A 13,002-nucleotide genomic window follows, 5' to 3' on the forward strand; every position below is an offset into this window, starting at 1 on the left:
AGTCTCAACGGCGCAGGCTGGCGTGGCGGGCACGCGCGCGGATCTCTTCGCGAGAAATGCCGGCATCCGCCAGCGTGCTGTCCGAGGCCTGCCTCAGCCTCGCAAGCGTCTGGCGGTAGACAAGCCAGCGGGCGAAACGGTGTCGAAGGTCGTACAGCATGATCGTCTCCTTTGGCGCGGAAAATGCCCGCGGCATGGATTGCTTGAAAACGCAAAACATCTGCGAAAAGCGCTTGCGTGATCGAAAGGATTGCGCTGGCTTGCTGGCCAGTCGAGGCGCTTGTCACTGTCCCGCCAGACAGGATTGTCCAATGCCTCCAACGCCTGCATACTTGCGTGTGATACCCACTTCGCGCTACAGCCATGGTCGCAAGGAGTTTTTCATTTCTGAAAAATGGATATTGGCTGGGACGATCTGAGGTTGTTTCTCGACGTTGCGCGGCTGGGTGGCTTGAGCGCGGCGACGGCAACCACGCGCCTTAGCGCAGCCACCCTTGGACGACGCGTCACCGCGCTCGAAAAGCAGATCGGCGAACCGCTGTTCGTACGCCAGCAGACCGGCTACCAGCTGACCCCGGTCGGCGAAGAACTGCTGCGGCGCGCCGAAGACGTCGAGGCTGCGATGCGGTCGCTGACCCGCTGGCGCGAAGGAAACCTGCCCGACCGCATTGTCCGCGTCTCGGCCGGGCCGTGGACCTCGGCCTTCATTTCTGCCCACATCGGCGAGATCTGGACGGTCGATGACGGCATAAGGGTGGAGTTCCTCACCACCACCGACCGGGTCGACATCGGTCGCCGTGCCGCCGACATCGGCATCCGCAGCGAGCGCCCGACCGAACAATGGCTGGCCGGCCGTCAGAGCGGCAAGGTCGCCCACGCCCTTTATTCCGGACGCCACCTTATCAACGGCATCGCCGCCGGGCTGTTCGTCGGCGTCACCGGCGAAGGGGCAAACATTGCCTCGGCGCGCTGGCTGCAAGCCCATCACGGCGACCGCATCGCCGTGCGCGGCAACAACACCCATTCGGTGCGCGAGCTGGTGGCAGCCGGCGCCGGCCTTTCGATCTTTCCGTGCTTCGTCGGCGACAGCGATCCGCGGCTGGTGCGCGTCGCTCAGCCCATCCCCGAACTCGAAACCGACCAATGGATCGTCACCCATCACGAGGAACGTCACGCCCCAGCGGTGCGAAAGGTAGCCAACCGGATTGCCGGCTTGATGCGGGCGCACCAGCCGCTCTTTCGCGGCGAGACGCCGATCCGGTAAGTCCCACGCGTCGCATGCTAGCACTGCCGTCGCGCGCTGCATCCATAAAGGCGTCAGGCGTCACGCCTAAGGACTTGAAGAGATCGTCGAGCAGCATCAACTGGCCCTTGGCCGTACGGGCCATAGAGGCAAATCATGTCAGTGCCTTGGCTTGGTCAAGCCCGATCGGCGTGCGCCACAACGCCGTGGAGCAGCACGTTGAGACCGGGCGCGATCTCATCCCTGGTCGTGAACTCCGCATTGTTGTGGGTAATGCCGTCCTTGCACGGCGTGAAGATCATGGTGGTCGGACAAATGCGCGCCATGAAATAGGCATCGTGACCGGCCTGGCTCGGCAGGTCGCGATGGCTGTAGCCCAACTGTTGCGCCTTCCGCCGCACCAGATCGACTAGAGTCGGCGCGAATTGAGCGCCGCGATGGGAGCTCGCTCCCCGGTGCGCCTTGGCGGTCAGCTCGCACTTCTGATAGATGGCGCTTATGGCCAGGCCATCACCTTCGGCACTTCAGAACTGCGGGAGAACCTGCTTGGCGCGGTAGCTCAATTGATCGACGCAGAGGTAAATCAGAGCGCGGGCTCGTGAAAGCCTTTGGGCGGAACGGCTACCAGAAATCGCGGTGACGCAACAAGCCCGGGTGCGGCTGATCTGGTGACCGGATCAGCAGGCATTTTGGCAATCGGTGCGGCAACGTTGAGTTCCTGCCGCCCAATATCGCTTCTAGCTCAAACGACGCCGAAGCTCTGTCTGGAAAATACCGCGCGCCTGGGCAAAGTTGCGGAACCCGATATGGGTGACGAAGCGGATCACGGTGGAGGTGGATACGCCGATGTGCTTGGCGATCCGGGGGGCACTTTCGAAGGCCATAAGCTCCGGTTGGGCGAGCACCTTCCTAGCAACGATTTCAACGCTGTGAGGAAAGGTTACCTGCCGCATTGCGATCACTCGCCTCAGCTCCTCAACACTCAGAGGCGGAGTGTCCAAAACGCGCAGATGTCTTGGCATTCGTTTCACTCCTCCCAATAGCTGTCTGTCAGACTTCTGAAAGTTGGACTGTCCGTCGCTCCGAGACCGATTTGATGCTGGCGAGCGCGATGGCGAGCGCGTTGCGGGCGTCCTTGCCGGTTGGGCCGGTAACGGTGCCGGTCCTCGTGGCTTCGACGAAGGAGGCGAGCTGCGCCGTGTAGCCGTGCACGAAGTGGTCGGTGTCGCGCCGCCAGGTATCGTTGGAGACACCATTCTTGTCGTACAGCGTCATGGAGGAGCGACGTACATCGCCCATCGTCACCATGCCGCCAGAGCCGAAGACCTCGCCGCGGATATCGTAGCCGTACATGGCGCAAAAATTCGCTTCCGCGACGGCGATCGAACCGTTGTCGAAGCGGATGGTGACGACAGCGGTGTCGTGAAAACCCTTGTCTGCGAAGTCCGGGCGTACCAGCGCGTCGGCGATGGCCGTGACCTCGACCGGCTTCGCGGCCGGGTTGAGCCACAAAAGCGTGTCAAAGTCGTGGATCAGCGTTTCGTAGAAGATCGTCCACAGCGGCGTTTTCGCCGGGTCACCGCCGTAAGGGCCGGGGTCTCGCGTGAGTGAGCGCAACAGTTGGACCGAGCCGACCTTGCCGGCGTCGATGGCGGCGCGGCCCTCGTGAAAGGCCTGGTCCCAGCGCCGGTTGAAGCCGACCTGGAGCGGCACTTTCGCAGCCGCAGTAGCAGCGATCGCCTGGTCCGCATCTTCGAGCGTCAGCGCCATCGGCTTTTCGCAGAACACCGCCTTTCCGGCCTTCGCCGCCTCGACGACGACGCTGGCATGGAGGCGCGCCGGTGTCGCGATGACGACGCCTTCAATCTCGGGATTGGCGAGAAGTTCCGAAACGCTCGTATAGGCGTTTGGCGCACCGAGTCTGGCGGCCAGCTTCTCGGCGGCGCCGGGGGCCGGGTCGGCAATGGCGACGAGATCGGCGTCGACGAGGCGACGGGCGATGCTTTCGGCATGGAAAGATCCAATGCGCCCGGCACCGATGAGGCCGATGTTCACGGGACGATGGCTGGGCATGCAATACTCCTGAAGTCTGTTTGTCTGGCTAGATTGAGAAGGCGTTGCGGAAGCGCGAGAGCGCCAGTTCGTCGTCGCCCGACGGCCAGGCCTCCATTCCGATCGTTCCGCGATAACCCATATCGTTCAGTGCACGGGCGATCGCCGGATAATTGATCTCGCCGGTCCCAGGCTCCTTGCGGCCGGGAACGTCGGCAACCTGGATCTCGCCGATATGGGGCAACGCCTGACGGCACAGCTCGATGAGATTCCCCTCCCCGATCTGCGCGTGGTAGAGGTCGAGATTGAGCTTCAGCGACGGCCTGTTGACGGCGGCCACCAGCGCAATCGTGTCGGCCGCCTTGGCGAACGGCGTCTTCGGGTGGTCGACGGCTTCGTTGAGGTTTTCGAGGACGAAAGTGACGCCCTCCGCTTCTCCGAGATCGGCGATCCGCCTGAGCGTGTCGGCGGCCTTCAACCACATGGCCCCGGAAACAAATTCGGACTTAACGATGGGCAAGCCTTGCCCGTCGAGCCCGGTGCCGTGCAGATTGAGACGCGGGCAGTTCAGCTCCCTGGCAACGGGGATCGAGAGCCCCGCCGTGCGCAGAAGCTCGTCCGCGCCGGCATCGTCCGCAAGCGTGCCCGTCACATAGCCGGTCATCGAGGAGAAAATGGCCCCGGACTTCGCGATCGCGGCGATATCGTGCTTCGTCCAGTCCCAGATCTCAGCCTGAAAGCCGAGCTCGGTAATGCGCTTCAGACGCTCGAGCACCGGCAGCGAGCGAAACACCATCTCGGCACAGACTGCGAGCGTGAATGGCGATGATGTGGTTGTCGTGGTCAAGGTCGATTCCTGATTTTTCGGGGTCAGACTGTGCCGCCGAGTTCGCCGGCGAGCACCTGCAGTTCCTTGCCGCCGGCCATGAGGTTCTGCAGTTCCTCGATGGAGACCGCTCCCTTCTCGAAGGTCCCGAGCGTCTTGCCGCGGTTGAGAACGGTGAAGCGGTCGCCGACCGCAAAGGCGTGACGGACGTTGTGGGTGATGAAAATCACGCCCAGGCCCTTTTGCTGCACCTGATGGATATACTTCAGCACCATCGAGGTCTGGGCGACGCCGAGCGCCGATGTCGGCTCGTCGAGGATCAGGATCTTGGCGCCGAAATAGACCGCTCGTGCGATTGCCACGCATTGCCGCTCGCCGCCCGAAAGCGTACCCACCGCCTGGCTCGGGTCACGAACATCGATGCCGATCTTGTGCATCTCCTCGCGGGTCACCTGGTCGCAATGACGGAAATCGATGTGGCGGAACGGCGCAAAGCCCCTGAGCGGCTCGCGACCCATGAAGAAATTGCGCGTTATCGACATTAGCGGGATCATCGCCAGGTCCTGGTAGACGGTCGCGATACCGGCATCGAGCGCGTCACGCGGGCTGGTGAAAGCGACCGGTTTGCCATCGACCAGGAAATCGCCGCTGGACGGGCGGACCACGCCCGAAAGGGTCTTGATCAGGGTGGATTTTCCGGCGCCGTTGTCGCCAAGCAGGCACAGGACTTCGCCTTGCGACACCTTCATCGAGACGCCGGAAAGTGCGATGACGGAACCGTAGTGTTTTACGATGTCCCGGACTTCGATGACCGGAGGGGCAGTTTCAACTTTGCTCTCAACCATGATCAACGCTCCCCTGTCACCTTGCGGCGGATGAAACTGTTGAAGAGGACGGCCAGCAGCAGCATCGAGCCGAGGAACACCTGGAACCAGTCCGAGTCGAACTTGGTGTAGGTCAGGCCGATGGAAACAAGGCCGAAGATGATCGCGCCGAAGAAGGCGCCGATCGCCGAGCCGTAGCCGCCCGTCAGCAGGCATCCGCCAATCACGGCGGCGATGATTGCCTCGAACTCCTTCTGGAAGCCGCGGCGCGCGTCGGTCGAGCCGGCATCGAGCACGGTGATGATCGCGACGAGCGCTGCGGCGCATGCCGTCAGGACGAAAAGCCCGGTCTTCACACGATCGACCGGCACACCGGAGTTACGCGCCGCATTGGGATCGCCACCGGCAGCGAAGATCCAGTTGCCGATACGGGTGCGCAACAGCACCCATGTGGCGACACCGGCAACGACGATGAACCAGACGACGGACACCGGAACGCCGGTTACCTTCGGCACGCCATTGTCGAATTTTTCGATCAGGCCGTGTGCAGCGAGCCAGCTGAAGAGATCCTGAAAGGCAACCCCGGAGAACAGGCGCCTCAGAGGTCCGTCGCCAACGAGGTCATTTATCCCGCGAAGCTGTGTCGAGCCGCCGGTCGCCCATTTGAGACCAACGAGGGTCAAGCCGCGCAGAATGAAGAGGAATGCAAGCGTCACGATGAACGACGGCAATCGGGTTCTGATGACGATCTGCCCATTGACCGCGCCCATGGCGCCGGCCAGCAGCATCGTGAAGATGATGGCCATCCAGGCGGGCTGACCGAAATTGGTCAATGCAGCACCGAAGATCAGACCGGAGAAAGCCACCATCGAACCGATCGACAGATCGAACTCGCCACCGATCATCAGCAGGGCGGCGGCGACGGCGAGAATTCCCAATTGCGACGCTGGAGCCAGGATCGTCATCGCGCCTGAAAGCGAAAACATGGAGCGATCCGCAGTGAAAAAGAAAAAGATCACCACCAGGACGAGACCGGCAACGGCACCGAGCTCGGGGCGACGCATCAGCTGTGTGAGAATTCCCACCTGCCTGAGCCGCTCGTCGGATTTTGCCGCATCCGCGGCTTTCTGTTCCGGAGTCATGATACCTCCCAATGGATTGCAGTTGCCGAAGCACCGCGGGCAACCCTCGTCGCCCGCTTCGCCAGCCGAAGGCCCTCCCCGAAACCGGGGAGGGATTGTCGACGATCACGTGTTTCAGCAGTGGTGCATCAGCGGATGCCCTGAGCCGAGAGTTCGACGACCTGCGCCGCCTTGTCCTTGGTGATCAGGTTCGGACCGGAGGGCACATTGCCGCCGGGGATCAGACCGTACTTCGCATAGTTTGCGAGGAAGACCACGGGCAGATAGCCCTGGAGGAACTGTTGCTGATCGATGGCAAAGGCAGCATCGCCGGCCGCGACAGCCTTCAGGAAGTCTGCCGAAAGGTCGAAGGTCGCGACCTTGACCTTGCCGGTCATGCCGGCATCGGCAACAGCGGCCAGGGACGGCTCGCCGGCTGTGCTGGCACCGAGTGCCATGATGGTGTCGACTTCAGCATTGGCGCTGAGCGCGGCCTTCACCTTTGCCCGGACGTCAGCCGGATCGTTGGAAACCGGCAACACCGTGGCACTGCCTGCAAAACCATCGGAGAAGCCCTTGCAGCGCAGGTCGAGCGCTACGTTGCCGACTTCCTGATTGACGCAGATTGCGACCTTGCCGCCCAATTCCTTCAGCTTTTCGCCGGCTGCCTTGCCGGCACTGTATTCGTCCTGACCGACATGCAGGAGCGCACCCAGCGACTTCGAAACGTCGGAGCCCGAGTTGATCGAGATGACCGGAATGCCGGCGGCAACAGCCTTCTGGATCGACGGCCCCAAGGCCGAAGAATCCGGGATCGAGACGATCAGACCGTCCGGCTTCTGGTTGACCGCCGCATCGATGAGCTGGCTCATGGCCACCATGTCGAAGGTTTCCGGTGCGCGATAGTCGATATGGACGGCTGCATCCTTGGCGCCTGCCGCCATGCCGTTCTTGACCACGGACCAGAAAGGATCGTTGGCCTGGCCGTGGGTCACGGCGATGATGGAAATGTCCTTGGCAGAGGCGACACTCGAAGCGGCACCAAGCGCGCCCGCGAATGCCACACCAAGCATGATGTTGCGAAGAAACGACTTCATTTCAGAACTCCTCCCAAAGAATGCCCCGCGCCTCCTGGCACGAGCACGATTGTTGCGCCCCACACGGCGCGCCTGCTACCGGGTGCAAACTTTCTTGCTACCGGTAGCAAACTGCATGGCTTATAAATTGTCCTGTCGAAAAATCAACTGTTCATTTCGAGTTATGAGAATATGGAATATACATTCCGAAAGCAGGAGACTCGGACATGAAGCGGGCGACGGCTCAGAATGTGGCAGCGGAAGCCGGCGTATCCAAATGGACGGTAATACGGGCCTTCACGCAGGGCGCGTCGATTACGGAAGCGAGCAAGGCAAAGGTGCTGGCCGCCGCCGAGAAACTCAACTACCGGCCTAACCTTCTGGCACGCAGTCTCGCCACCAACCTGACGCATCAGGTCGCGGTTCTCGTCGACGACTTCGAGAACCCCCACAAGCTGCCCTTCCTGGCAAAGCTGACCTTGGGGCTGCAGGCGGAAGGGCTGCTGGCGGTCCTGATCAACATCAACGACCACTACAATCACATCCACGCAATCCTCAACGCCGATCAGCGCCAGGTCGATGCGATCGTTCTGTTCGGCACCGCTTTTCGTGACGAGACCTTGAACGATCGGAAACTCGGGCCTGACGGCGCACCGCTTTTCGTCGTGGCCAGGGACTGCCAGATCGAGGGCGTGCCGGCGATCACTTGCGATACCGATATCGCCATGGAGGAAATCGGCCGTCACCTTCTGGCGCGGGGGTATCGGAGACCGGGTTTCATGGCGGGGCGGAAAACCTTGTCGACGGCACTCGGGCGGCGGCGCAAATTCAAGGAATTCTGGCGTCGGGAGCGTGATGTCGAGCTGATGGAAATTTCGGCCGAGCGCTACAGCGTCGATGCCGGCGCGGATGCGGCGCGTGCCTATCTCGAGAGGACTCTGCCAGAAGAACGCATCGATGTGCTGATGTGCGAGAACGATGCGCTGGCATTCGGCGCCATGGACGTGATCCGCAGCGAGTACGCGTTGCGAATACCGCAGGACATTGCCGTCGTCGGTTTCGACAACACCGCGTTTTCAGGATCCCCGACCTACGACCTCACGACTTATGAGCAGCCGGAGTCCGAAATGGTTGACGTCATGATCGCCATGCTTCTCGGCCACCGCGAGAAAGTAACAACCTATTTGCCGGGCCGGCTGATCGTGCGGACGTCCAGCTGACTGGAGCCGTATCAGCTCGCATTCCCGGCCTCAGGGAAGGATAGAGTCCCCATCCTTCTGTGATGCACGTTGACGGGCGGCGTGCGGCAGTTCACCTTCGCTCGGCTTGCCCCATTCGAGCGCCTTCACATCAGAATTCCATCGACCCCCATGCAAGACAACACATCACAGGCGACAAGGCAGGCTGCAAGCGACAATCCGAGCCGGGCCGTCAGTGCAGATCTGATCGCCGTTGTGATCGCGGTGACCGACGGTGAACCACGCGTGCTGACCATCGGGCACGCGGACGCTTTGCCGTCTGGCCCTTTTGAATTCGACCATCGCTCCTTGCAGTCGGGTTTGCGGGCGTGGGTAGAGCGGCAGACCGGTCATCCGCTAGGCTATATAGAACAGCTCTATACGTTCGCCGATCGCGATAGGATTGGCGGCAAGGGCGTTCAGCAAGTGATCTCGATCAGTTATCTTGGCTTGACGCGAGAAGAGCAGGCAGAACGTTCCCCAACGCATGGTTGGCAAGGCTGGTATCAGTATTTTCCATGGGAAGATCACCGTGCCGGCGTGCCGCCCATGTTGGCCGATACGCTCATGCCTAGACTTTTGGCCTGGGCTGATGAAGCCGAGGCCCGGAACATGCGCGGCGATCGACGGCAACGCGTGGAATTTGCCTTTGGCCTGGATGATCGCGGCTGGAACGAGGAACTCGTCCTGCAGCGATACGAACTGCTCTATGAAGCCGAGCTGGTGGCTGAAGCCACACGCCGGTCGGACAATGGCAGCCCGCTATCTGTCCCCGGCTGGCCGATGATCGCCGACCATCGCCGTATTCTGGCGACGGGCATCGCCAGGCTTCGAACCAAGATCAAATACCGCCCCGTCGTGTTCGAACTGATGCCGCCGGCATTCACGCTGCTGCAACTGCAACGCACCGTTGAAGCACTCGCCGGCAGGCTCGTTCACAAGCAGAATTTCCGGCGTCTCATCGACCAGCAGGATCTGATCGAGGAGACGGGCGAGACAATGTCCGACACAGGGGGGCGCCCGGCGAAGCGTTTCCGCTTCCGCCAGACGATTCTGGCGGAGCGAACTGTCGCAGGGGCGAAATTGCCACTTTCACGCGCTTGACAATCCTTATGCTCAAGTTAAGCATATGCCTTCGTTATACTCATTTGGAGCATAAGAAGGCTGACCATGCTCACCGGTTCCTCACGTGCCGCCGCGCTCTATGATCGGGTAAGGCGGGTCATCCCACCAATCGAATGGCCGGCATTCACCGATGATATCGACGCCATTCTCGAACTGAAGCGGCAGCGAAATGCCGTTATCCTGGCGCACAACTACCAGACGCCGGAAATCTTCCACTGTGTCGCCGACATCGTCGGAGACAGCCTGGCGCTTGCCCGCAAGGCCATGACGGTGGAAGCCGATGTCATCGTGCTCGCCGGCGTGCATTTCATGGCCGAGACGGCGAAGTTGCTTAACGCGCGAAAGACGGTGCTCATCCCAGACACGGCAGCCGGCTGCTCGCTCGCCGATTCCATTACCGCCGAAGATGTCCGTCTCATGCGGCAGCGCTACCCGGGCGTGCCAATCGTCACCTACGTCAACACTTCCGCCGCAGTGAAGGCTGAGTCCGACATTTGCTGCACCTCGGGCAATGCCAAAGCCGTCGTCGAGTCGCTGGGTGTTCCCCGGGTGATCATGCTGCCGGACGAGTATCTGGCCCAGAACATCGCCGCCCAGACAGAGGTGCAGATCATCGCCTGGAAAGGGCATTGCGAGGTGCATGAGCGCTTCACGCCGGCCGACATCCGTCAGCTGCGCGAGGACCATCCAGGCGTGACGGTGCTGGCGCATCCCGAATGTCCGCCCGAAGTGGTGGCCGAGGCCGATTTTTCCGGCTCGACCGCCGCCATGTCAGACTATGTCGGGCGGCAAAAACCGCCTCGCGTCGTGCTGATGACGGAGTGCTCGATGAGCGACAATGTAGCGGTCGACCACCCAGAGGTCGAGTTCATCCGGCCCTGCAATTTGTGCCCGCACATGAAGCGGATAACGCTCGCAAACATTCGTGCGGCGCTCGAGCAGAACCGCCATGTCGTAACCATCGAGCCGGAGATTGCCGGGCGCGCGCGTCTGGCCGTCGAGCGGATGCTGGCGGTATGAGCATGGACGTCCGCGATCTCGCCGGGCGGCCGGTCATCATCGGTGGTGGCATAGCCGGACTGATGACTGCATTGCATCTGGCGCCTGAGCCGGTACTTCTCCTGTCGAGATCGCCGCTTGGCGCGGACGCGTCGAGCGCGTGGGCGCAGGGCGGGCTTGCCGCCAGCATGGGCGACGATGATGAACCGGCGCTCCATCTTGCCGACACGCTCGCCGCAGGCGACGGCCTTTGCGATGCGGAGGCAGCAAGGCGCATCGTGTACGCCGCGCCCGCCGCGATCGAGAACCTGGCGCGCCTTGGGGTTCGTTTCGATCGGACACCCGACGGAGTTCTGCGTCTCGGACTGGAAGCCGCGCACAGCCGGCGGCGCATCGTTCATGCCGACGGCGACGGCAGCGGGCGCGAGATTATGCGCGCCTTGGTCTCTGCCGTGCGTTCCACGCCGACAATAGCAGTCGTCGAGGGCATCGAAGCGCGGCGGCTGGCCGTGGAGGACGGCGGGGTCGCCGGGGTGCTGGCGAACTGTTCGACGGGTCCGGTGTTCCTCGCCACTGCACGGGTCGTTCTCGCCACGGGCGGGATCGGCGGCCTGTTTCATGACTCAACCAACCCGTTGGGCAGTTGCGGACAGGGTCTGGCGCTTGCAGCGCGTGCGGGTGCTGTCCTTGCCGACCTGGAGTTCATCCAGTTCCACCCGACCGCGCTTGACGGGCCGGGCCGCCCGATGCCGCTCATCAGCGAGGCGGTTCGCGGTGAAGGCGCAATGATCGTCGACGAGACAGGGCGGCGTTTTCTCGACGGCGTGCGAGGGGCGGAACTCGCGCCGCGCGACATCGTCGCGCGCGCCGTTTGGCGACATCTTGCCGACGGCCATCGCGTCTTCCTCGACGTGCGGGAAAAGCCCGGCCTGGCATTCGCGCGGCAGTTCCCGACGATCGCCTTAGCCTGCAGCAAGGCCGGCATCGATCCGGGGCGTGATCTCATCCCTATCCGACCGGCCCAGCATTACCACATGGGTGGCGTCACCGTGGATCTGGCCGGGCGCACATCGGTTCCCGGACTTTGGGCTTGCGGCGAGGTCGCCTCGACCGGCCTGCACGGCGCCAACCGGCTTGCCAGCAACTCGCTGACCGAAGCCATCGTTTGCGCGCGCTGGGTCGCCGAGAGTGTAGCCGCTTCGCTTGGGCACCGCGGGGAGCCAGCGATGGCCTTTGACCTGCCCGCGCCAGATCCAAGGCCTGTGCGCCCTCTCCTGTCACGTGCCCTCGGCGTCATGCGAGATGGCAAAGGGTTGAAAGAGGCCGCGCGGGCCTTGCTGCCGCTGTTGCTGCGACATGACATTGCGTCCGATCCCGCCGCCGTCGGGCTGATGATCACCGTTGCCGCCTTGCTGCGCCAGGAAAGCCGCGGAGCTCATTTCCGGACGGACTTCCCCCTCCATGCCGCCGGCGCCCGCCGTTCCCAAATTACGCTCGACGCGGCCATTGCCGCAGCACGGGAATTCGAATCCTCCCCAATGCTGGAAGGCGTCGCGTGATGAACCTATCCCCACTGCCCGCAATCATGCTCGAGCCGCTGGTGCGGGCAGCTCTTCTCGAAGACCTCGGCAGAGCTGGCGACCTGACCTCGGATGCGGTCGTGCCGAAGGACCGTCAGGCCACAACCGTGCTTCTGGCGCGCCAGGCTGGAACTGTCGCCGGGCTCGATCTGGCGATGCTCGCCTTCCGGCTCATCGACCAGAACATCGACATGACCGTGTGTCGTGCGGACGGCAGCGAGGTCATGCAAGGCGAGATCATTGCTTCGGTGAGCGGTCCGGCCAGGGCCATACTCACGGCGGAGCGGACGGCGCTCAATTTCCTCTGCCATCTGAGTGGCATCGCCACGGCGACCGCATCGGTCGTCGCGGCGGTTCGCGGGCATGGTGCAAAGATCGCCTGCACGCGCAAGACGACACCCGGATTGCGGGCGGTCGAAAAATATGCCGTGCGCGCCGGTGGCGGCTCCAATCACCGTTTCGGCCTCGACGACGCGATCCTGATCAAGGATAACCACATAGCCATCGCCGGCGGAATTCGCCCTGCAATCGAGCGCGCGCGAAGCGGTGTCGGCCATCTCGTCAAGATCGAAGTCGAGGTCGATACGCTGGCCCAGTTGGAAGAGGCCCTGGCGCTTGCCCCCGACGCCGTCCTGCTCGACAACATGTCGATCAACGAGCTTCGCCAGGCGGTGACCATGGTTGCCGGGCGAGCGATTACCGAGGCGTCGGGCCGGATAACGCCCACGACGGCGCCGGCCGTCGCCGCGACCGGTGTCGACCTGATCTCCATCGGCTGGTTGACTCACAGTGCGCCAATCCTCGATATCGGTCTCGACTACTGGGGGATTTGATCTTCGGACCTGACCATCGGCGGTCGATCGGTCACTTCTCGACGCGGTCCGTCAGGCTCAAGGGCGCCTACGTCGCCAAAACGCA

Annotated in this window: 14 protein-coding genes; 6 read left to right on the forward strand and 8 right to left on the reverse strand. The window is 62.6% G+C overall.

Features of this window, described 5'->3' with window-relative positions; all coding sequences use genetic code 11:
• Nucleotides 1-4: 4 nt before the first annotated feature.
• Nucleotides 5-160 carry a YjiS-like domain-containing protein gene (locus AC1DXN_RS19400; RefSeq protein ID WP_477275324.1) on the reverse strand — a complete coding sequence of 52 codons (156 nt, stop codon included), beginning with the start codon at nt 158-160 and terminating at the stop codon, nt 5-7.
• 234 nt (nt 161-394) lie between these two features.
• On the opposite strand from AC1DXN_RS19400, the gene AC1DXN_RS19405 reads away from it, so the two are divergent.
• Nucleotides 395-1,264: a LysR family transcriptional regulator gene (locus tag AC1DXN_RS19405; RefSeq protein ID WP_477275326.1), complete on the forward strand. Its 870-nt coding sequence runs from the start codon at nt 395-397 to the stop codon at nt 1,262-1,264.
• A gap of 155 nt (nt 1,265-1,419) precedes the next feature.
• On the opposite strand, the gene AC1DXN_RS19410 is transcribed toward AC1DXN_RS19405, so the two are convergent.
• The 7 genes from AC1DXN_RS19410 to AC1DXN_RS19440 all read right to left on the reverse strand — a co-directional run bounded on the left by AC1DXN_RS19410 (nt 1,420) and on the right by AC1DXN_RS19440 (nt 7,163).
• Entirely contained in the window at nt 1,420-1,623 is a 204-nt protein-coding gene (locus tag AC1DXN_RS19410) for a M20/M25/M40 family metallo-hydrolase (RefSeq protein WP_477275328.1), read from the reverse strand.
• A gap of 357 nt (nt 1,624-1,980) precedes the next feature.
• The gene (locus tag AC1DXN_RS19415) at nt 1,981-2,265 is read right to left on the reverse strand and encodes an RpiR family transcriptional regulator (RefSeq protein WP_477275330.1); all 285 of its coding nucleotides are present in this window, start codon (nt 2,263-2,265) and stop codon (nt 1,981-1,983) included.
• 28 nt (nt 2,266-2,293) lie between these two features.
• A complete protein-coding gene (locus tag AC1DXN_RS19420; RefSeq protein WP_477275331.1) occupies nt 2,294-3,316 on the reverse strand; it encodes a Gfo/Idh/MocA family oxidoreductase in 1,023 nt (340 codons plus the stop codon).
• 28 nt (nt 3,317-3,344) lie between these two features.
• A complete protein-coding gene (locus tag AC1DXN_RS19425; protein WP_477275399.1) occupies nt 3,345-4,091 on the reverse strand; it encodes a TIM barrel protein in 747 nt (248 codons plus the stop codon).
• Nucleotides 4,092-4,165: 74 nt separating this feature from the next.
• Nucleotides 4,166-4,966, reverse strand: a complete 801-nt coding sequence (locus tag AC1DXN_RS19430; RefSeq protein WP_477275333.1) for an ATP-binding cassette domain-containing protein — start codon at nt 4,964-4,966, stop codon at nt 4,166-4,168.
• Nucleotides 4,967-4,968: 2 nt separating this feature from the next.
• Complete coding sequence (locus AC1DXN_RS19435; RefSeq protein WP_477275335.1) at nt 4,969-6,087, reverse strand: ABC transporter permease; 1,119 nt, start codon at nt 6,085-6,087, stop codon at nt 4,969-4,971.
• Between the two features lie 128 nt (nt 6,088-6,215).
• Nucleotides 6,216-7,163 (reverse strand): sugar ABC transporter substrate-binding protein, encoded by a 948-nt coding sequence (locus AC1DXN_RS19440; protein WP_477244150.1) that lies wholly within the window; start codon nt 7,161-7,163, stop codon nt 6,216-6,218.
• Nucleotides 7,164-7,369: 206 nt separating this feature from the next.
• On the opposite strand from AC1DXN_RS19440, the gene AC1DXN_RS19445 reads away from it, so the two are divergent.
• The 5 genes from AC1DXN_RS19445 (at nt 7,370) to nadC (ending at nt 12,917) form a co-directional block, all read left to right on the forward strand.
• Nucleotides 7,370-8,362 carry a LacI family DNA-binding transcriptional regulator gene (locus AC1DXN_RS19445; protein ID WP_477275336.1) on the forward strand — a complete coding sequence of 331 codons (993 nt, stop codon included), beginning with the start codon at nt 7,370-7,372 and terminating at the stop codon, nt 8,360-8,362.
• Between the two features lie 150 nt (nt 8,363-8,512).
• Nucleotides 8,513-9,484 (forward strand): NUDIX hydrolase, encoded by a 972-nt coding sequence (locus tag AC1DXN_RS19450; RefSeq protein WP_477275338.1) that lies wholly within the window; start codon nt 8,513-8,515, stop codon nt 9,482-9,484.
• Nucleotides 9,485-9,550: 66 nt separating this feature from the next.
• Entirely contained in the window at nt 9,551-10,525 is a 975-nt protein-coding gene (gene nadA, locus AC1DXN_RS19455; protein ID WP_477275341.1) for a quinolinate synthase NadA, read from the forward strand.
• Nucleotides 10,522-12,063 carry an L-aspartate oxidase gene (locus tag AC1DXN_RS19460; protein ID WP_477275343.1) on the forward strand — a complete coding sequence of 514 codons (1,542 nt, stop codon included), beginning with the start codon at nt 10,522-10,524 and terminating at the stop codon, nt 12,061-12,063. Before nadA ends, AC1DXN_RS19460 begins: the two co-directional genes overlap by 4 nt.
• A complete protein-coding gene (gene nadC, locus AC1DXN_RS19465; protein ID WP_477275345.1) occupies nt 12,063-12,917 on the forward strand; it encodes a carboxylating nicotinate-nucleotide diphosphorylase in 855 nt (284 codons plus the stop codon). The genes AC1DXN_RS19460 and nadC overlap by 1 nt, the downstream gene beginning before the upstream one ends.
• Nucleotides 12,918-13,002 lie beyond the last annotated feature (85 nt).

The organism is Mesorhizobium sp. P2_H9 (assembly GCF_056403215.1).